At 72.2% G+C, this 18,292-nt stretch carries 17 protein-coding genes; 7 read left to right on the top strand and 10 right to left on the bottom strand.

Annotated features, from left to right (window positions below; translation table 11 throughout):
* The first annotated feature begins 94 nt into the window (after positions 1–94).
* The 3 genes from ACFYZL_RS25930 (at position 95) to ACFYZL_RS25940 (ending at position 2,931) form a co-directional block, all read left to right on the top strand.
* Positions 95–550: a hypothetical protein gene (locus ACFYZL_RS25930; RefSeq protein ID WP_384756558.1), complete on the top strand. Its 456-nt coding sequence runs from the start codon at positions 95–97 to the stop codon at positions 548–550.
* Positions 551–666: 116 nt separating this feature from the next.
* Positions 667–1,800, top strand: coding sequence for a succinyl-diaminopimelate desuccinylase (gene dapE / locus ACFYZL_RS25935; protein WP_388682198.1), 1,134 nt, complete (start codon positions 667–669; stop codon positions 1,798–1,800).
* Between the two features lie 186 nt (positions 1,801–1,986).
* Complete coding sequence (locus tag ACFYZL_RS25940) at positions 1,987–2,931, top strand: hypothetical protein (RefSeq protein WP_388682201.1); 945 nt, start codon at positions 1,987–1,989, stop codon at positions 2,929–2,931.
* 44 nt (positions 2,932–2,975) lie between these two features.
* Here ACFYZL_RS25940 and ACFYZL_RS25945 read toward each other — a convergent pair whose 3' ends face one another.
* Complete coding sequence (locus ACFYZL_RS25945) at positions 2,976–3,269, bottom strand: hypothetical protein (RefSeq protein ID WP_388682203.1); 294 nt, start codon at positions 3,267–3,269, stop codon at positions 2,976–2,978.
* Positions 3,270–3,525: 256 nt separating this feature from the next.
* On the opposite strand from ACFYZL_RS25945, the gene ACFYZL_RS25950 reads away from it, so the two are divergent.
* On the top strand, positions 3,526–4,362 hold the full coding sequence (locus tag ACFYZL_RS25950; protein WP_384756569.1) for a class II glutamine amidotransferase: 837 nt from the start codon (positions 3,526–3,528) through the stop codon (positions 4,360–4,362).
* Positions 4,363–4,535: 173 nt separating this feature from the next.
* Positions 4,536–5,006, top strand: coding sequence for a hypothetical protein (locus tag ACFYZL_RS25955; RefSeq protein WP_384756572.1), 471 nt, complete (start codon positions 4,536–4,538; stop codon positions 5,004–5,006).
* Between the two features lie 24 nt (positions 5,007–5,030).
* On the opposite strand, the gene ACFYZL_RS25960 is transcribed toward ACFYZL_RS25955, so the two are convergent.
* Together ACFYZL_RS25960 and ACFYZL_RS25965 are read right to left on the bottom strand one after the other, a co-directional pair.
* Entirely contained in the window at positions 5,031–5,390 is a 360-nt protein-coding gene (locus ACFYZL_RS25960; RefSeq protein WP_388682207.1) for a UBP-type zinc finger domain-containing protein, read from the bottom strand.
* Between the two features lie 229 nt (positions 5,391–5,619).
* Complete coding sequence (locus tag ACFYZL_RS25965) at positions 5,620–6,867, bottom strand: NAD(P)/FAD-dependent oxidoreductase (protein WP_388682210.1); 1,248 nt, start codon at positions 6,865–6,867, stop codon at positions 5,620–5,622.
* A gap of 207 nt (positions 6,868–7,074) precedes the next feature.
* Between ACFYZL_RS25965 and ACFYZL_RS25970 the strand changes: the two genes are divergently transcribed.
* Positions 7,075–8,094, top strand: a complete 1,020-nt coding sequence (locus ACFYZL_RS25970; RefSeq protein WP_388682213.1) for an alpha/beta fold hydrolase — start codon at positions 7,075–7,077, stop codon at positions 8,092–8,094.
* Positions 8,095–8,232: 138 nt separating this feature from the next.
* Here the strand turns inward: ACFYZL_RS25970 and ACFYZL_RS25975 are convergent, their stop codons facing one another.
* Positions 8,233–9,450 carry a hypothetical protein gene (locus ACFYZL_RS25975; RefSeq protein ID WP_388682215.1) on the bottom strand — a complete coding sequence of 406 codons (1,218 nt, stop codon included), beginning with the start codon at positions 9,448–9,450 and terminating at the stop codon, positions 8,233–8,235.
* Positions 9,451–9,647: 197 nt separating this feature from the next.
* Positions 9,648–10,286, bottom strand: coding sequence for a TetR/AcrR family transcriptional regulator (locus tag ACFYZL_RS25980; RefSeq protein WP_384756587.1), 639 nt, complete (start codon positions 10,284–10,286; stop codon positions 9,648–9,650).
* Positions 10,287–10,689: 403 nt separating this feature from the next.
* Between ACFYZL_RS25980 and ACFYZL_RS25985 the strand changes: the two genes are divergently transcribed.
* A complete protein-coding gene (locus ACFYZL_RS25985) occupies positions 10,690–11,625 on the top strand; it encodes an NADP-dependent oxidoreductase (RefSeq protein ID WP_388682219.1) in 936 nt (311 codons plus the stop codon).
* A gap of 86 nt (positions 11,626–11,711) precedes the next feature.
* On the opposite strand, the gene ACFYZL_RS25990 is transcribed toward ACFYZL_RS25985, so the two are convergent.
* From ACFYZL_RS25990 to ACFYZL_RS26010, 5 genes are all read right to left on the bottom strand, one after another.
* The gene (locus ACFYZL_RS25990) at positions 11,712–13,628 is read right to left on the bottom strand and encodes a peroxidase (protein WP_388682222.1); all 1,917 of its coding nucleotides are present in this window, start codon (positions 13,626–13,628) and stop codon (positions 11,712–11,714) included.
* Between the two features lie 150 nt (positions 13,629–13,778).
* The gene (locus tag ACFYZL_RS25995; RefSeq protein ID WP_388682225.1) at positions 13,779–14,654 is read right to left on the bottom strand and encodes an alpha/beta fold hydrolase; all 876 of its coding nucleotides are present in this window, start codon (positions 14,652–14,654) and stop codon (positions 13,779–13,781) included.
* Positions 14,651–15,460 carry a TetR/AcrR family transcriptional regulator C-terminal domain-containing protein gene (locus tag ACFYZL_RS26000; RefSeq protein ID WP_388682228.1) on the bottom strand — a complete coding sequence of 270 codons (810 nt, stop codon included), beginning with the start codon at positions 15,458–15,460 and terminating at the stop codon, positions 14,651–14,653. Before ACFYZL_RS26000 ends, ACFYZL_RS25995 begins: the two co-directional genes overlap by 4 nt.
* A 9-nt stretch (positions 15,461–15,469) precedes the next feature.
* Positions 15,470–16,324 carry a class II aldolase/adducin family protein gene (locus ACFYZL_RS26005; RefSeq protein WP_388682230.1) on the bottom strand — a complete coding sequence of 285 codons (855 nt, stop codon included), beginning with the start codon at positions 16,322–16,324 and terminating at the stop codon, positions 15,470–15,472.
* 103 nt (positions 16,325–16,427) lie between these two features.
* The gene (locus ACFYZL_RS26010) at positions 16,428–17,174 is read right to left on the bottom strand and encodes a hypothetical protein (RefSeq protein ID WP_384747429.1); all 747 of its coding nucleotides are present in this window, start codon (positions 17,172–17,174) and stop codon (positions 16,428–16,430) included.
* Positions 17,175–18,292 lie beyond the last annotated feature (1,118 nt).

The following is an 18,292-nucleotide window of genomic DNA, read 5'->3' on the forward strand; positions in this document are numbered from 1 at the left end:
GGTGTCGTTCGACGACGGTGCCCGCGTCACCTACTGGATCACGGCCTCCGGCCTCGCCCTGCGCTTCATCATGTCGTCCTGACCAACCCCGACCATGACCGGCTCTCACACGGACGACGAACCCCCCGAGCACAGGCGCCATGCCCGGTACGTGCGGGCCTTGGACAGCGTCGCGGAAGCGGAGGAGGCCGACCTGTTGGCCGCCGTCCTTCGCGACGAAGACGCGGCCATGGCCGAAAGCGCCGTGAACCATCACCTCGAACGCCGGGCGGCCGAGCAGCTGACCGGCCCCCGGTTTCCCGCCTGGGCCACGATGATGGCCACGGTCGTCGGCGATCGTGCGTTCCTCGCCGGCCGCCTGCGCGAGTGGACTCTGCTCAGGGCCATCGCCTTGGACGAGCCGTGGACCGACGAGCAACTGCTTTCCGCGTCCGACTGGTTCCAGCGCACGGCCACCATCCTGCACGTCACCTCGCCCGCCGCGCTCAGCCTGCTGGCCGAGCACGGACGCACCCGCCGTGTCCGCAACGCGGCGAGCCGCCGAACCTGACGCCCGCGGCAACGCCCCGGAATTGACGCGATCCACAGGTCTCGGCGGTTCCTCGTCCTTCGGCGGTGCACGGTCCACCGTTTCGACGAGGCTGGGCAGCCTGGTTTCATCGAGGCATGCGACCCGTTCCCCGCGCGCTCGATCTCCTCCGTCTCGACGCGGCCGAACTGACGGCCCGACTCGTCGACATCCCCTCCGTCAGCGGCACCGAGGAGACCCTCGCCGAGGCGGTCGAGGACGCGCTGCGCGCCCTGCCGCACCTGGTCGTGGACCGGTACGGCAACAACGTGGTGGCCCGTACGATGCTCGGCCGCGCCGAGCGCGTCGTGCTCGCCGGACACCTCGACACCGTGCCGATCGCCGGCAACGTCCCCTCCCGGCTGGACGAGAACGGCGTGCTGTGGGGCTGCGGCACGACCGACATGAAGTCCGGTGTCGCGGTCCAGCTGCGCATCGCGGCCACCGTCACCGAGCCCAACCGCGACCTCACCTTCGTCTTCTACGATCAGGAAGAGTCCGCTCCTCACCTCAACGGCCTCGGTCGCCTTGCCGAGGTCCATCCCGCGTTGCTGGCCGCGGACTTCGCGATCCTGCTCGAACCCTCCAACGCCCATGTCGAGGGCGGCTGCCAGGGCACGCTCCAAGTACGGCTGAAGACCAAGGGCGGGCGGGCCGACTCAGCCCTCGACGGGACGGGCGCCAACGCCATCCACGCCGTCGGCCCGATCCTGGCCGGCCTCGCCGCGTACGAGGCGCGCAAGCCCGTGGTCGACGGCCTCGAGTACCACGAGGGCCTCAATGCCGTACGGATCGACGGCGGCGTCACCGGCGACGTCCTCTCCGATGCGTGCACGGTCACCGTCAATTTCCGCTACGCCCCCGACCGGACGGCAGAAGAAGCGGAAGCACACGTCCGTGAGGTCTTCGCGGACTGCGACGTGGACGAGTTCACCCTCGTCAGCGCCCGCACCGGCGCGCTGCCCGGACTCAGCCACCCTGCGGCAGCGGCCTTCATGGAGGCGGTCGGCGGGCGGGCCATGCCCAAATTCGGCTGGACCGACGTCGCCAGGTTCAGTGCCCTGGGCGTGCCGGCCGTCAACTACGGCCCGGGGAACGCCCTGCTCGCCCACACACGTGACGAACGAGTGGAGACCGAGGCGATCCTCCACTGCGAGCAGAAGCTGCGCGACTGGCTGACACGACCGGCCCTCGAGCCCGGCCACCGACCCGGCGACCCCCGACCCCACTGAGCCCGGGGCGGGCCCGGAGCGGGCCCGGCGCGCGTACCGGCATGATCGGAAGCCGTGCATCGGAGTGGCTCGCGGCGCCGTTGAGGGCGTGGCTCTCTTGACGCCCGCGGCCGCTGCCTAGGGTCGGCGGGAGCAGGCCGGCACGACGGAGGGCTGCCGGCCGGTCACGGAACAGGTGGGTGAATCGTGGAACGCATCACGGTCAGGCCGTACGAAGACGAACCCCTGGTCCCCTCGAACCAGAGCCGGCGGCGACTGATCCGGCGACGCGCCGCCCTCGCCGGGCTGCTGCTCCTGTGCGTGTTGCCCGCGCAAGCCGTGGACGCCGCCGAACCGCACGACGCACGCCACCCGTACACCGGCCGCTGGCTGTACGTGTCCGACTACGGCAACAACCGGGTGGTGACCCTGCCCACCCGGGGCGGGGGCGAGAGCGTACTGCTCCTCGACGGCCTGGTACGCCCGACGGGTCTCGCCTGGGACCGGGCGGGCAGCCTGTACATCGCCGACACCGGCAACAACCGTGTCCTGCGGCTGCTGCCGGACGGGGGCGGGCAGGTCACCGTTCCCACCGACGGGCTCTCGCGCCCGCTGGGCCTCGCCGTCGACGCGTCCGGCAACGTCTACATCGCCGACAGCTTCAACGACCGCGTCGTGAAGGTGCCCGCCGACGGCAGCGGCCAGACCACGGTCCCGACCACCGGCCTGTTGCACCCCTGGGGCCTGGCCCTGGCGCCCAACGGGGACCTCTACGTCTCCGACTTCGTCAACGACCGCGTCGTCAGGGTGGCCGCTGCCGGCGGCCAGAGCACCGTCCCCGTCGCAGGCCTCTCCCAGCCCACCGGGCTCGTCCTGAGCGCCACCGGAGACCTGTACGTCTCCGACAGCGGCAACAATCGGGTGGTGAAGATCGCAGCCGTGACCGGCGCGCAGACCACCGTGCCCTTCACCGGTCTGAGCAGTCCGCTCGGTCTGGCCCTTGACCACCGCGGCACCCTCTACGTGGCCGACGCCTTCAACAACCGCGTGCTCCGCCTCCGCTCGAACGGCACCCAGACCGTGCTGAACCCCAGCGGTCTCAACACCCCCACGGGCCTCGCCTTCCCGCCGCGCACCGGCGCGGACGGGTAGCTCCGGGTCGCGAGACCGGCACTCGCGGCGCTCGTGGAGCTCGTTCAGGAGTTCTCTCGCTGCGGTTCCGCGGCCTTGAGCAGGCACTCGCGGTCGTCCGCGCTGCGCAGACCGTCCGGAAGACCCTCGTCCTCCAGCAATGCGCGCAGCTCGGAGGCATGCGCGGCGAACGCGGCCCTGCACCCTTCGCGTTCCGGGTGATCGCGGTCGTTGCCGAACAGCCCGGCCCGGCCTTCGTCGTCCGCTTCGACGGGTCGGGACAGCTCGGCGACGACGACATCCCTGCTCCGGGACCTGTACGCCCACCGGGCCCACCGGTCCTGAGGCGGTCGGTCCACGGCCCCCGCGGACCGGGTGACGAGCGGTGGACGGACGGCGACGCACGGCGGCCGGCCGAGGCCGAAGTCGGCGACGGCTTCCCGGCCCGCCTTGCTTCCGGGACCGAAGCGGGCGCCGTACGGTCCGCGTCCGCCTGGCGGTGCGTCCTGATGGGGACGAGAATGAGACGGGCGGGACGAGCGCTCCCCCGGCGGGCCCGGGACCGAGGGCGCACGGTTTTGTCGCACGTGCACCAGAGACAACAGGTGATCGCTCATGTGCCGATGGCTCGCGTACTCGGGAACTCCTCTGCTGCTCGACACGATCCTCTACAAGCCGGCCCACTCTCTGATCGATCAGAGCCTGCACTCGAAACTGGGTGTGGAGACCACGAACGGGGACGGCTTCGGTGTCGGTTGGTACACCGAGGAGGACACGGGCGGTCCCGCGATCCTGAGGGAGATCGGCCCCGCCTGGAGCAACCGCAACCTGCGGGAGATCGCGGACCACGTCCGCTCGCCCCTGTTCTTCGCGCACATCCGGGCGACGACCGGTACGGCGGTGCAGCAAACGAACTGCCATCCCTTCCGATACGGCCGCTGGATGTTCATGCACAACGGCGCCATCGCCGACTTCCACCTCCTACGCCGCGATCTCGTCCTCCTCATCGACGCCACGCTGTTCCCGTACATCGAGGGGACGACGGACTCCGAGGTGATGTTCTACCTGGCACTCACCTTCGGCCTCGAAGACGACCCGCCGGGCGCGGTGGCGCGCATGGCCGGCGCGGTGGAGGCCGCGGGTCGCGGGCACGGAGTGGAGTTCCCCCTCCAGATGACACTCGCCGTCAGCGATGGCGAACGCCTCTGGGCCTTCCGCTACTCCAGCCAACGTGCATCGAGGTCGCTGTTCTACAGCACCCGGGTGGACACGCTGCGCAGACTGCACCCCGACATGGGCTTCCTCCGGGAAGTGTCGGACGAGACCCGCCTGGTCGTGTCCGAACCCCTCGGTGATCTGCCCGGCGCCTGGAACGCGGTACCCGAGAGCACCTACGGCGTCGTGCATGCCGGCGCCGACGAGTTGCACACGTTCGCTCCCGCGGCGGCGTAACTCGTCGACACCGGCGGTGTTCGTTTCGGGGCGGCGACCGGCGACCCGAGGGGTCAGGCGGCATCATGGGGCTGCCGGCGGTCCGTCGGCACATCCGCGGACGGCTTTGCGACGACGTGTCGATGGAGGCGAGGTACGTGCGTGGCGGCCCAGGGAAGCCCATGGAGGCCCGCATGAACACCGCGTGGACGCGCACGCTGACCGTGGTCGCCGTTCTGGCGGCTCTCGCCACCGCAACCACGGGATGTTCGAACGACGGCACACCGTCCGACGTCGCGTCGAAGGCGGCCTCAGCCGTACAGTCGGCCGGGGCTGAGCTGGAGGCTGCGGCGGGTGAGGCCAAGAAGAAGCTCGACAGTGTGAAGGACGGAGCGGACGCGAAGTCCGATGTGCGCCTCGGCACACCGTCCAAGGACTCCGAGGGGCACAGCACCGTCCCCGTGACGGTGTCCAACACCGCCAAGGACCAGAAGTCGTTCGCCGTCCAGGTCAACTTCCGCGACACCGGCGGCAACCTCCTCGACACGGTCGTGGTGACCGTGTCCGACGTCGCCCCCGCGGCCACGGGACAGGGCACCGCCCGTAGCACCCGCAGCCTCTCGGGTGACGTGCGGGCGAACGTCGGAACGGCCCTGCGTTACTGAGCCGAACCGCGGCCAAGGGATGCGTCAGGTCCTGCCGGTGCCGCTTCGGACGTCCGGTCCTGCGCTGTCGGGAACGAGGAAGACCTCGTCGGCGTAGCACCAGGCCCACGGCTCCTCGACCGCCACCGCGATCGGGTGGCCCGTGCCGGCAGCGTGCTTCCAGGCATGGGCCCCGGCGGAGCTGTCGCAGCAGCCGTTGTGGCCGCAATCCAGACAGATCCGCAGGTGAACCCAGTCCTGTCGGCCCGCGGCCAGGCATTCGGCGCAGCCTGTCACCCGCAGCCGTGACGGGGTCGGGCGTTCCTCGTCGAGGTGGCGGCAGGCGGGTGGTCGTGGCCGTCCTCCGTCCGGGGCGGTCCGCCAGCCCGCCTGCGGCAGGCGCACCACGGAGCCCCGGCCCGGGCCCCGCGCGTCGGCGGTGCGCGCCGGCCCGCTGTTGCCGGAACCCGTCTCCGCGGATGTGGCACGTGTTCTATCGCCCGCGTGTGTCATGGCCGCCCTCGCATGTGGTCTCCGTTCTCGTCTTCCGGTGCCGAGCGGGCTGCGGATGCACGGGAGGCGGATCGGCGTCCGGCGCGCCGCGTTCGAGGCGCGCCGCATGCGAGCGTGGTGCTCAGCCCCGGAGGTCCGCGCGCACCTCGCGGGCGGCCCTGGTACCCGAGGCGAGCGCGCCCTGGAGCGATCCGGTCGCCCGGTGGTCCCCGCAGACGTATCGACCCGGTTCCAGGCGCGTCGTCCTGATCAGCGGCATCGGTGGGGGCATGGCCGGGAGGGCGTCCCGTACCGTGCACCGGTGCACCAGCTCCCAGGAGTCGGTGTCGGCATCGTAGGCCTCGGCCAGGGCGGCCCGGACGACCGCCTCCTGCGCCGGGTCGGGTGCGCCGAGGACGGATGTGGAGATCAGCGCCCGGCCGTCGGGGGCGTAGCCGGGGTGCACCTCGCTCACGACGCAGGTGTTGAGGAACCGGCGCCGCGCGTCGACGAGGAGCGTGGGCTCGCGCAGAGGGGAACGGGCGGTGGCGTGGTAGAGGGTGGTGACGGTGCGTCCGGCCGGGACGGCGAGCCTGGGTACGAGTCGGGCCGCCGCGCTCTGGCCGGTGGCGACGACCACCGCGCGTGCCCGCAGCGGTGTGCCGTCCGCCAGCGCCACGCCGTCCTCGGTCAGTCGGGCGACCGGCGTCTCCAGGCTCAGGACACCGGCCGGGAAGCGCGCGGCGAGCTGGGCCGGAACCGCCGCGATGCCGTCGGCGGGCAGGCACAGAGTGCCGCGCAGCATGCTGCGCCACACGAGGTCGAAGACCCGTGAGGAGGTCTCCAGTTCGTCCTCCAGGAAGACGCCGGAGAGGAACGGCCGGAAGAAGCTCTCGACCAGTTCGTCCGACAGGCCCGCTTCCGCCAGCGCGGTGAGGGTGGTCCGTTCGGGGCGCGCCCGCAACCACCGGGGTGGCAGGAGTACGTCCCGTGCGGTCAGGACCCCCAGGGCGGCCAGGTCGCGGGCCGAGGCGAGCCTGCCGGGGAGCAGGTCGCCGCTTTCGCGCGGGCGTCGGGTGGGGTCGACGAAGCGGCGCAGCCGTCCTTCACCGGTGTGCACGAGCACTCCGGGGGTGAAGGGCCGCAGTCGGAGCGGGCGGAGGGCGAGACGGCGCTTCACCTGGGGGTACGACGTGTTGAGGACCTGGAACCCGCGGTCGGTGACGAAACCGGAGGCGCGGTCGGTGCGCATGCGCCCTCCGACCGCGTCCCCTGCTTCCAGGAGGATGACCTTGAGGCCTCCGGCGAGCAGATCGGCCGCGCAGGCGAGTCCGGCGGCGCCCGCACCGATCACGATCACCGCGTCGTCGGCACCACGTTCCCGCCGCATGGACGACCACCTGCCCTTCAGTCATGGGTCAGCCAACGTCGACCACACGCTACGCGGCGCCGGGGCGGGTTCCGGTGGGGCGCACCGTCGAGGGCCCCCGGTCTGCCGGACCGGCGGCACGCCGCCGCGGAGACGCACGGCGCGATCGAGCCGTCGGGCGGCGCCGGTCCGGTGGAGGGGCCTGCGGCGCGGGGCAATACTGGACGCATGGCACGCGGGCGCCTGGTACGAGTTCCGCGCGGACCGGCGGCGGTCGCGGTCGGTGGGCTGCTGTTGCTCGGCCCTTCGGGTGTCGCCACCCCGGCCGATCCTCCCCCGACAGCCCCTCCCGCCGCCTCCCGTCGGGTGGACGGCGGCCGGCAGGTGACCTTGCCCGACGGTCGGAAGATCTACGTGGACTGCCGGGGGCACGGCTCCCCCACCGTGGTCCTCGAATCCGGCATCCACGACTCCTCCGACGTCTGGAGCCTGACCGAGACCCGGCCGCCCGTGCCCGCCTCCCCCGCCGTCCTGCCGGGCATCGCGCGGGGTGCGCGCGTGTGCGCGTACGACCGGCCCGGCACGATCCGCTACACGAATCCGCCCACGCTGACCGACCGGAGCAGCCCCGTGGCCATGCCGCGGAGCCTGCCGGCCCTGGTGACCGAGCTGGACCAGACCCTGACGGCGGCCGGGGAGGAGGGCCCGTACCTGCTCGTCGGTCATTCCTTCGGCGGGATGATCACCCGGCTCTACGCGCAGACCCACCCCGAACGGACGGCGGGCCTGGTGTTCGTCGACGCCTTCGGCCCCGAGATCCGGGACGGGTTGGGAGCCGACTGGCCTGCCTACGCCCGCCTGGTCAACCGACCGGGGGTGCCCGTCGAGAAGGATCCGGGCTTCGAGACGATCGACCTCGACGGCGCGATGGCGGCGGTGGCGAAGGGGCCGCGCCTGCCCTCGGTACCCATGGCGGTCATCAGCAAGACCGCGCCCTTCGCGGTGGCGCCGGGCACCTCGAGCACGCTGATGACGGCGGTCGAGGCGGCCTGGCCGCGCCTCCAGGACGGCCTGGTGGCGCTGGGCCCGAACACGCCGCACGTCCTGGCCACGGGCAGCGACCACTACGTGCAGCTCCACGACCCCGACCTGGTGACCGCCACGGTGGACCTGGTCCTGAACCGGGCCCGCCACGGGCCGCCGGCCCCGTCGGGGACGGCGCCGGCGGAAGGGTCGCCTGCCCGGTGACCGGTGTCCGCGCCGGATCCAGCGGATGCCCGGAGAGGGCGGCTGCACCGTCACCGACGCCCTGAGCCCGCTGCCGCCACCGCACTGAACTGGGCGGAGACCGTCGTTCCGTTCCTCGGGCCCAGGCCGCCCACGTCCTTACCGGGTGTCCCCGTCCGTCCCCCCGGCCACGGTCTGCGGCACCCAGAGGGCGGCGTGGACGGGGCCGTTGGCAGAGGTCTGGTCAGCGGGGGGAAGTGCCGCGCTGCCTGCGACGACGCCGAAGCGGTTGGCCTGCGCCGCCGAGGAGTTGAGGCCGCCGAGGGAGGGCAGGTAGGTGAAGCCGCCGTTGTCGGCGCGGGCGACGAAGCCGAACGAATTGGGGGCGAAGTTGTCGCCCACGACGAGGTTCCCGGATACCTGCCTGGCCTCGGTGACACCGCGCCCGGAGCCGATCACGGCACTCACGTGCGTCGTGAGGTCGTAGGTGCTGGCGAGCAGGCCGTCGCCGCCGACCACGGTGCTCCCGCTGATCAACTGTCCCTTCAGGAACCGGGACCCGAGATCCGTGCGCATGCCGGTGCGGAGGTCGTAGGCGTATCCGGTGAGGCGGCTGTCGGCCGTTCGGGACTGGCCGACCACGGTTGAACCGCTGACGTCGTTGGCCGTGCTCGAACTTCCGCCGAGGGTGCCGAGATCGGTCATCGTCCTGGTGCGCAGGTTGTACGCGAACCCGTGCGTGGTGCGGGCGGGCGTGTCCGGAAGGGAGGAGCTGCCCACGACGGTCACACCGCTGACCGCCGCCGCGGTGCTGTTGCCCGAAGGGCCGGCGAGGCTGCCGAGATCGGTCATCGTCCCGGTGCGCAGGCTGTACGCGAACGCGTGGGTGACGGCGTCGCCGGGCAGGGAAGAGGTCCCCGCCACCATGTCACCGCTGAGGTCCGTGATGTCGGTGCTGCTGCCGCCGAGGGTGCCGATGTCGACGAGCCGGCGGGTCCGCATGTCGTAGGCGAATCCGTGCGTCGGGCCGTCGGCCGTGAGCTCCGACTCCCCGACGATGTGATCCCCCGCCACCCCGGTCGCCCGGCTGGAGTGCCCGAGCGTGCCGAGATCGGTCATGGTGCGGCTGCGCAGGTCGTACGCGAAGGCGTGTTCGGCGGTGTCACCTCTGATCAGTGAGCTCCCGACGGCGGTGTTTCCGTCGATGGCGGTCGCCTTGCTGCGGGTACCGCCCAGGGTGCCGAGGTCCTGGACGGCGTACTGCACGGCTCCGGCCGCCGACCCGGACGGCGGTGTGTCAGCCGCTTGCACCGGACCGGCCCCCGCGACGAGCAGGGCCGCGGCGGCCAGACTCCAGGCACGTAACGGTATGCGCATGATGCCCCCTGAAACGATCGGTCGAGACGATCACGGTGCGGCGGACCGCCGCGCCCTCCCCCGGCACGGGTCGTCGTCGGTGCCGCCCGGCCTTCACTTGTACGTCAGTTGCGACCGACCAAACAGTGGGCGGTCGGCCACACCTGATGGCGGGCGCACCGCCGTTGATCGGCCGTTGATCGGCCGGCGGGCGGCCGCTACGGCGCCGCCGAGGCCATGGCCGGGCCGTCGCCGGGCGCTTCGGCGGTGGCCGGCGAGCGGCCCAGGAGGGCGAAGACGGAGTCCAGGCAAGCCGCCGCGCTCGCCGGGTCGGGGTCGACCTTCCGCATGATCTGCAGGCCCTGGACCAGGTTGAGCAGGAGCAGCGCGCCCTGCCGCGGGGTGACGGCCGGGGCGAGTTCCCCGTCCCGTTCGGCCCGCTCCAACTGCGCCGTGAACGCCTGCTCGGCGTACCGGAGGTTGCCGCGGGCCAGTTTCGCGACCTCCTCGTCGTGCGGCAGCAGCTCGGCCATGCTGTTGACGCTGAAGCACCCGGCGCTGCCGGGGGCCGCGTCGGCCGCCAGGAGCCGGCCCAGGACGTCCCGCAGCGTGGCGAGCGCCGGCCCCTCCCCGTCGAGCGCGGAGCCGAGCAGCCGGGTCTGGTGGTCCAGGTAGCGGCCGAGGGCCCGGATGAACAGCTGGTGCTTGTCCCCGAACGCCGCGTAGATCGATCCGCGGCCCAGGCCCAGCTCCTCCACGAGGTCGCTCATCGCGGTCGCCTCGTAGCCCTTGCGCCAGAAAAGGATCATCGCCCGGTCCAGGACCGCTTCTTCGTCGAACGTGCGTGGTCTCGCCATGCACCCCACGGTAGCGAAGGTCGGCAGCCCCCGCAGCACGTATTTGACCGCTCGTTCCAGAATCGGTTACGTTATGGAACGAGCGGTCCGTAACCCCTGCGAGGAGAAGCCGGGCCCATCCGTGAGACAGACCCGTCAGGAGCGAGCGTCGTGAAGGTCGAGATCTATTCGGAGCCCTGGCCACCAACACCTTCCAGGCGCACCGGCTGCTCTGGCTCGCCCGGCGGCACGGACTCCAGGCCGAAGTGAAGGAGCGCCTGCCGGCGCACTACTTCACCGACGGCACCTTGGTGCTCCAGGGTGCCCTCCTCGCCGCCCCGCCCCCACCGCCTGACCCATCCCCCCTCTCGCACACGGCAGGGCCGCTCGGCGGCCCGGCACAGACCCGATCAAGGAATTTCCCATGAAGGCAGCAGTCATCTCCCAGTACGGCCAGGTCCGCGACGTCGTCCGCGTCACCGAGGCACCCGTCCCCGCCGTCGGCCCCCGCGACGTGCTCATCGAGGTCCGCGCGGCCGGGGTCAATCCGGTGGACCACCTGATCGTCAAGGGGTTCATGAGCGCGGGTGAGCCGGCCGAGCCGCTGGTCATCGGGAACGAGCTCGCCGGTGTCGTGACCGAGGTCGGCTCCGAGGTCACCCGCTTCGCGGTGGGCGACGAGGTCTTCACCCGCGTCGACCCCCGGGTGGGCGGCGCCTTCGCCGAGTACGCCGCCGTGGACCAGTCGCTGGTCGCCGCCAAGCCGTCCGGCCTCACGTTCGAGGAGGCCGCCTCGCTGCCCCTGGCCGCGCTGACCGCCCTGCAGGCGCTGACCGAGCAGGCCGACGTACGGGCCGGGACTCGCCTGCTCGTCCACGGCGCCGCCGGCGGCGTGGGCTCCGCCGCCGTGCAGATCGCCAAGCAGCTCGGCGCCGAGGTCGTGGCGACCGCCAGTGCCGGCAGCGTGGAACTGGTCCGCGAACTCGGTGCCGACCGGGTGATCGACTACCGGGCCGAGAAGTTCGACGAGGTCGTCTCCGACGTCGACGTCGTCCTGGACACGATCGGCGGCGAGACCCAGGAGCGGTCGTTCGCCGTGCTCAAGACCGGCGGCACTCTGGTCTCGATCGTTCCCATCGCTGACGCCGAGGCCAGGAAGGCCCGGTGGAACGTCGAGGCCCGCAGCTTCTTCATGCGCCCGCACGGCGAGCAGCTCGCCCACCTCGCGGGCCTGGTGGAGGCCGGCCGGCTGCGGCCGATCGTGGAGACGGTCTTCCCGCTCGACGAGGCCTCCGAGGCCCTGCAGAAGGTGGAACGGGGCGGCGCCCGCGGCAAGACCGTCATCGGAGTCCGCGCCTGACCGGACCCCGCTCGGGGGGCTGCCGACGGTGGCGGCCCCCGACCGACAGGGGAGCCAGATGCCCGGACGACGCGTCGGGCGTCCGCTCAGGACGACGGCCCGGACACCCGCCACACGGGACGGCCGTCCCTGAGGATGACGGCGTCCCCCGCCGGACGGACCAGGAGGCGGGCGCCCGGCGCGCCGCCGGTACCGGAGGACCACAGCGGCTTGCCGGTCGCATCGCGCACGCTGAGTTCGCCGTTCGCGGCGAACAGGGCGTCGACGCCGGCCCCGGCCGTCGTGGCGCTCCACAGCGTCCGCCCGTCCTCCGCCTGGAGCGTCAGTCCGCCGGCGGCGTCGAAGCGCAGGCGTACCGCACCCGCGTCGAGACCGTCGCCGGGGCGCAGGACCGTACCCGGATGCACCTCGATGGCGTTGTCGAGCGAGCCCTCGGCCAGCGCCCGGAGCGTGGGGATCGACGGAGTGAAGGCGTACAGGGCCCCCTCCGTGCGCACGAAGTTCTGGAAGTCGAGGGTCGTGGCGCGGCTGCCGCTGGGGGCGGCGGACTCGAAGCAGACGGGGGAGGCGGGTCCGATGACGGTGTCGGAGCCCGGCTGCGGGTGCCGTGCGGGCGGGAAGTCGGTGCTGTTGCACCACTTCCGGGCGATGAACTCGAACTGCTCGACGAGGTCGGCCTGGTAGCTCACGAAGACCAGCCCGCGATCGGCGGGCCTGGAACCCTCGCGGTGCGCCGGGCCGTAGGGGATGCCGCGACGGATGATGCGGCGGTTGTCGAGCGCCGAGGCGGGCAGGGGCGGTCGTCCGGGGGCCGTGACCAGCCCGCCGCGCGGACTGGCCTTGCGGATGTGCGCGAAGAGGGGTGTGGTCCACCCTTGGGGGTCGTCGTGGAAATCGAAGTCGTTCCCCGGGTCCCCCCCGGGCGGTACGGCCTTCTCCGCCATCGGGCAGGTGGCGACGGGGGCTCCACCCGGCCAGCGACCGACGAAGCGGGCGGCGAGCCACTGGGGAGTCGCGTCGGCCGGCGCGGCCCCCGACTTCTGCAGCTCCTTCAGCAGGACACGGGCCTGCTCCCACCACCCCGGAACGTCCTGGGCGAGGCGCCGGACCACCTGGAACGACCCGCCGGTGGCCCAGACGGGCAGCCCGGCGGGACGCTGCCCCACCCGTTCCTGCCCCACGATGAACTCACCGGCGGGGATCAGGCGGGTGCCCGGTTTGCCCTGCACGCCCGTGCCGGTCGCGTCCGCGCCGTGGAACCCTCGTACGCCGGGCTGACTGATGGCATCGAGGAACCCGAAATGCTCGTGGCCGTGCAGCTCCCCCGGCAACGTGGCCGCGTCCTGCCGGAAGACGACGTCGGCGCCGATCCGCAGCAGCGCGTCCCGGTGCCGGCCGATGGCCGCCTGGAGTTGCCCGGGCTTGTCGGAGGCGAGGGTGAGCACGGCGTGCACGCTGTCCGCCTCCGCCCCGAACAGCCAGGAATCGGGGGCGCTGGGACCGGTGTCGCCGAGCTGCCCGGCGCGCGCGCCCGGGCCGTCGCAGAACGCCTCGGCGGTGCCCCCGGGCGGGACGGCCGGGAAGGGGTCCTGCTGGGCGAGGTGCCCCAGCCCGGCGTGGGTGAGGCTGAGGCCCGTCCAGAGCGCGGCCATGCTGGTGGGATCGACGCCGTTGCGGAGCTGACGGGCACGATGGAACTGCTCGTTGAACCGCGCCACCTGCTCGGTCGTGGCCAGCTGGGGCAGCAGATCACCCAGCCAACGGCGCGCCTTGGCGAAATGCCCGAACCGGATGAAGAGGAGGCATGCGTGGTCCTTGCGGAAGCCGGCGAGGACGTCGCCCTGCGTGGTGGTGTCCGACCGCAGGGGCAGCGCCTCGCCCGTGCTTTCGGGGCGGGGAGCGGCGGCGGCTCCCGAGGCGGGGATCGCGGAGCCGTTCCCGACCGCCAGCGCGGCCGCGGCGCAGCCTCCGGCTTGGACGACGGTCCGGCGGGTGAACTGCATCGATCCTCCGAGACGCAAAGGGTGCATGAGCCAACGACCTCTGACCCTTGACGAGCGCCGCTTCGAGTACGTGGCACCGCACCGGTGGAGAGTCCCAGAATCACCCGCCCGCGACATCCGAGGACTCCACTCGGGTCGGCCGTCCCGCGCTCAGGGCGCCAGGAAGGAGACCAGTGCGGCTGCGACGGCCTGCGGATCCTCCAGCTGCGGATAGTGCCCGACGGCGGGTGGTCCGGCGAGCTCGACGACCGATGCCCGTGGGATCTTCGTACGGACCCGCGCCAGCACATGGGCACCGCTGATCGGATCGGCCGGCCCCCATACGAAGAGCACGGGGCCCGGGTACTCCTCCAGGGCCGCGGTCCACCGGCCGGCTTGGTCCCGGCGTTCGTCGATGTACCGCAGCAGCCGCGGCGCAAGCCGGTGGCCGCCCGCCCGGGAGGCAGCCGCCCACAGCTCCCGCACGTCCGCGGCGCCGAGCTCGCGCCCCAGCACACCGCGCAGGGCCGCGGCGAACCGGCGGCGGGTGGTCAGGGGCGCGAGCAGTGGACCGAGCGGGCCGTGCAGCAGGCGCTGGGTCGGCACCGGCCGGTGCAGGTCGGGGTAGAGCCCACCGTTGAGCCAGGTCATGCGGGTGATCCGCGACGGGTCCCGGGCCAGCAGTTCCTGCCCCACGCTGACTCCGTAGTCGTGGGCCACCAGGGCGGTTCGCCCGGTGCCGGTCCGCCGCCACACGTCCTCGACCAGCGTGGCCTGGTCGAGTATCGAGTACGTGTGCCTGCGCGGCTTGTCGCTTTCCCCGAAACCGAGGAAGTCCAGGGTGGTGACGCGTAGCCCTGCCGCGACGAGGGCGGGGACGACCGGCGCCCAGTCGTGGGAGGAGGTGGGGAAACCGTGGAGCAGGGTCACGGGCGCCCCGTCCTCGGGCCCGTCCTGGCGTACGAAGACCTCGTGACCGCCGACCGGGACGCGGGCGCCGGCCCGGGTCCACTGGTCGAGGGGCGGCAGGACCGGGGTGTCGTTCACGCTCCGGCCTCCTCGGCGTGCAGCCGGCCCAGGCCCGACAGCAGCACGCGCAGTCCGAAGGCGAACTCCTGCTCCTGATCGGGTGAGTTGAGCAGGTCGGCGTGGCGGCGGACCACGGGGTGGGTCTGCGGGGACAGGCCGGCGAAGAGCTCCGCCATCGCCGCGCGCTGCGCGCCCGTCCGGGCCGCCCCACCGGTGTCGAGCACTGCCGAGCCGATCACGAAGTGGGTGACGGTGAGGTAGACGTGCACGGCCGTACGCGGGGCCCACCCCTGGGCGAGGAGCTGCGCGAGGGCGTGCTCGCGGGCACGCAGGGCGTTGGGCCCGAGCAACTGTCCACCGGTCAGGGCCGGTACGAGGGCCGGGTGGGCGAGGAGGACCCGGCGGAACTCCCCCGCCCCCCGTTCCAGACCGGCCCGCCAGTCCCCGTCGAGGGAAGGCAGCCGGATCTCGCCCAGCATGTGGTCCACGGTCTCGATCAGGAGTTCCTCCCGGCTCGCCACGTGCCGGTAGAGCGAGGTGTGGCGCACCTGGAGGTGCTCCCCGAGGCTGCGCATCGTGACCGAGTCCAGCCCGTCGCGGTCGGCCAGTTCGAGCGCACCGGCGGTGATCCGTGCGAGGGTGAGCCCGCCCGCGCGGGGCCGACGCCGGTCGCGCTCGGCGTAGCGTGCCCGCCACCACGAGGCGGAACCGGGCTCCGCGGGGCTCGGGGCGGCGCCAGCGGCCGGGTGGGGGTCGGGGGCGGGTGCCGTTTCCGGGGAGGGACCTGTGTCCGGGGACGGACCTGCGTCCGGGGCGGGTGCCATGGCGGGGGCCTACTCGAAGAGGTCGGGGTCGGTACGGACGATCTCGTCCCACAGGGGCTGGAAGGAGAACCAGCCCGCGAGGGGGAAGCCCGTCTGGTCACGGGTGTGACGGGCGGCTTCGGGGTCGATCAGATGGGGAGTCCCGGCGGCCTGCGCCAGCAACTGCGCCTGGGCGCTGCGCTCCATGGAGATGAACCACCAGGCGGCTTCGTCGACGGACTCGCCGACGGTGAAGATGCCGTGGTTCTGGTGGATGACGGCCTTGTGCGGTCCCAGCCCCGCGGCGAGCCGGCGGCCCGCCTCCTCCTCGACCACCACGGCGCCGGCTCCGTCCCGGTGGACGGTGTGCTGCTCGTACAGGGCGCAGGCGTCCTGGGTGATCGGATCCAGCGGGCGGCCGAGGCTCGAGAAGGCCTTGCCGTGGACGGCGTGCGCGTGGGCGGCGGCGACCACGTCGGGACGGGCCGCGTGGATGGCGGAATGGATCACGAACCCGGCGCGGTTGACGGGGCGCCGGCCATGGCGGACCCGGCCCTCGTGGTCGACAAGGATCAGGTCCGAGACCCTGATGTGCCGGAAGGACATGCCGAACGGGTTGACCCAGAACATGTCCGGATGCTCCGGGTCGCGCACCGTGATGTGCCCCGCCACGCCTTCGGAGAATCCGAACCGGCCGAAAACGCGGCAGGCTCCGGCGAGCCGCTGCTTGCGGTGCTCGCGTTCCCGTTCCGGGTCATCGAACACCGGCGGCAACGGCAACTCCACGTCCTCCTGGCGCGGGACGAAGGCGCTGGTCCGCAGACCGCCTGCCGCACCGGCCGCCGCCCCACCCCGAGCCGACCGTTCAGCCGTTCGCTCCTCCATACCGATCCTCCCCTTGTGCGTCCACTGGACGCACATCATGCGTCCAGTGGACGCATTGCACAAGGGGTGGGGCCGCCGTGGACCGGTGCGATCCGTAACCCCGTCAGGCCGGGTCGTCGTCCCATGCGGTCATCAGGCCGTCCAGCCACGCGGGCGGCAACTCCGCCGCGTTCCACTCCGCCCGTAGCGCCGACGGCGCGGCGAGGAGCCGCTCCAGCACGGCGATGCTCGTGACGGAGTGGAGCAGCGAATAGCGGCCGTGCACGGTGATGGCGCTGCCCGGTCCGAACGCTTCGAAGAGCCGGGTCAGCCGGGTGGCGTGGAGCGCGGCGAACTCCGTCAGCCGTCCCGGGTATCCGGCGCGCTCCCGCGGGGTCAGGGTGGCGAGGACGGCGACGAGCACCTCCTCGGTCACCTCCGGATCGAGGTCGGAGGCCTCGGTGAACGACAGGTACAGCGGTGTGAGCGCCACCCGCGCCCGCTCCACCTCCATGCGGCGGACCCGCCGGCGCTCCCCCGCCGGGCCCGGCTCCGCGACCGCCCCCACGGCCCGGACCAAGGACCGCTCGGCAACCGCGCCCAGCCCCTTCAGGACTTCCTCCGCACCGTCGAGTCGGCCCGCCCCGTACGCGCCGCCGCCGTCCCCGGGCGTGGCGCGGGCGCCGCCGCCGCTCAGTTCCGCCAGTTCCGCGTGCGCGAGGGCCAGCGCGCCCGCCTCGACCAGCCCGATCAGTTGCCACGCGTCGCCGGGGCCGACTCCCGCCCGCGCGAGGAGCTGTACCAGCGTCGTCCTCGCATTGTCGGTACTGACCTCGTCCGGCCAGCGCCGTCCCTCATCGGCCGCTCCCATGAGAGCCTCCTCTTCTCCACCCGCGCGGTGCGCCACTCCCTCGTCCTCTGCAATGATCAACGTACGTTGGCCGACCCGTGCTCCCGGACGCGTTCGGCGGGACGGTAACAGGCGGGTCGGGCGTGGTTTCCCGACGGGGCCACGGGCGCTGTCGGCGTGCCGTGACGGACCTCGTTGCGCTCACGTGGTCGACGTCGCGCGCGGCGGGCGACGGACTCGCGGAACAAGCCTGGTTCACACGGGTGGCGGGTGATCCGGTGGGAGTGGTTGGAACCCCTCCCACCGGCACCCGCCTACCGGTGTTCACGACGACCAGGTCGCCGCAAGCACTGCCTTCGCCTTCTCCCGAGCCCGCCCCCGTGCCGTACACCCCCGTGGTCCGGCACTGCGCGGTTTCTCGTTCTCCGGTCGCCTGGACCTTGGAATGGGATCCGGCCGTGCTTGCACCGACAACGCTATGCATTCACACAAAGAGCCGCCACTGCACAGGTGCACAAACCGCGTGGCACGACCTTTGGGTTCTGCACCACTCGAAGGGCGCGTGCCGCAGAGATGCACATGCCGCGACTTCGGATTTACGGAACTGCACATCGGGCCTTTTCCATCACTCCGATCGGGGCGCCGCTTCGATTTTCAGCCAGATGGTTGAATTCGCGACTCGCTGAAACACCCGAGGTGCGGGAAATCTGTGGGCGCCGCATTTTTACGGCCATTTCAAGGCCATTTTCAGCCACCTGAAGACCCCCTGCCGGTCCACGAAGATGCAGGTGGAGCGCATCGTCCTCGCGCGCGACTCACGCCGTGGCCGAATCCAATCCAACCCTTCGTCGCGCCTTCACCGTCGGCGAAGAGAATGGCCGAGACGCCCACACAGTCTCCACATCGGATCTGCACGGCGCCCACCCAGGAGGAAACCGACAATCTTTCGAGCGGTCGACAGAAACGCCCTATCGGGCGGGTTCACATACGTGCACCAGCGCCCACGGTTCGGCGTTTCCGAATAAATCTCCCGCGACTCTTCCGAACCATTGGCCCACGCCATCGCCGGCCTGGGGAAAGAATCGAAATCCGCACCGTGTCAGGCTCTGCTGAGCGCCGCCCGGTCCGGTGACACCTGT

Origin of the sequence: Streptomyces sp. NPDC001717 (assembly GCF_042892775.1) — a bacterium.
In the GTDB taxonomy this organism is placed as follows: Bacteria; Actinomycetota; Actinomycetes; order Streptomycetales; family Streptomycetaceae; genus Streptomyces.

Coding starts and splice junctions, on each gene's coding strand:
- ACFYZL_RS25985 (WP_388682219.1), top strand. CDS start 10,690: ATGAAGGCAGCAGTCATCTCCCAGTACGGCCAGGTCCGCGACGTCGTC.
- ACFYZL_RS25930 (WP_384756558.1), top strand. CDS start 95: ATGACCGGCTCTCACACGGACGACGAACCCCCCGAGCACAGGCGCCAT.
- ACFYZL_RS26010 (WP_384747429.1), bottom strand. CDS start 17,174: ATGGGAGCGGCCGATGAGGGACGGCGCTGGCCGGACGAGGTCAGTACC.
- ACFYZL_RS25950 (WP_384756569.1), top strand. CDS start 3,526: ATGTGCCGATGGCTCGCGTACTCGGGAACTCCTCTGCTGCTCGACACG.
- ACFYZL_RS26005 (WP_388682230.1), bottom strand. CDS start 16,324: ATGGAGGAGCGAACGGCTGAACGGTCGGCTCGGGGTGGGGCGGCGGCC.
- ACFYZL_RS25965 (WP_388682210.1), bottom strand. CDS start 6,867: ATGCGGCGGGAACGTGGTGCCGACGACGCGGTGATCGTGATCGGTGCG.
- ACFYZL_RS25975 (WP_388682215.1), bottom strand. CDS start 9,450: ATGCGCATACCGTTACGTGCCTGGAGTCTGGCCGCCGCGGCCCTGCTC.
- dapE (WP_388682198.1), top strand. CDS start 667: ATGCGACCCGTTCCCCGCGCGCTCGATCTCCTCCGTCTCGACGCGGCC.
- ACFYZL_RS26000 (WP_388682228.1), bottom strand. CDS start 15,460: ATGGCACCCGCCCCGGACGCAGGTCCGTCCCCGGACACAGGTCCCTCC.
- ACFYZL_RS25955 (WP_384756572.1), top strand. CDS start 4,536: ATGAACACCGCGTGGACGCGCACGCTGACCGTGGTCGCCGTTCTGGCG.
- ACFYZL_RS25990 (WP_388682222.1), bottom strand. CDS start 13,628: ATGCAGTTCACCCGCCGGACCGTCGTCCAAGCCGGAGGCTGCGCCGCG.
- ACFYZL_RS25980 (WP_384756587.1), bottom strand. CDS start 10,286: ATGGCGAGACCACGCACGTTCGACGAAGAAGCGGTCCTGGACCGGGCG.
- ACFYZL_RS25970 (WP_388682213.1), top strand. CDS start 7,075: ATGGCACGCGGGCGCCTGGTACGAGTTCCGCGCGGACCGGCGGCGGTC.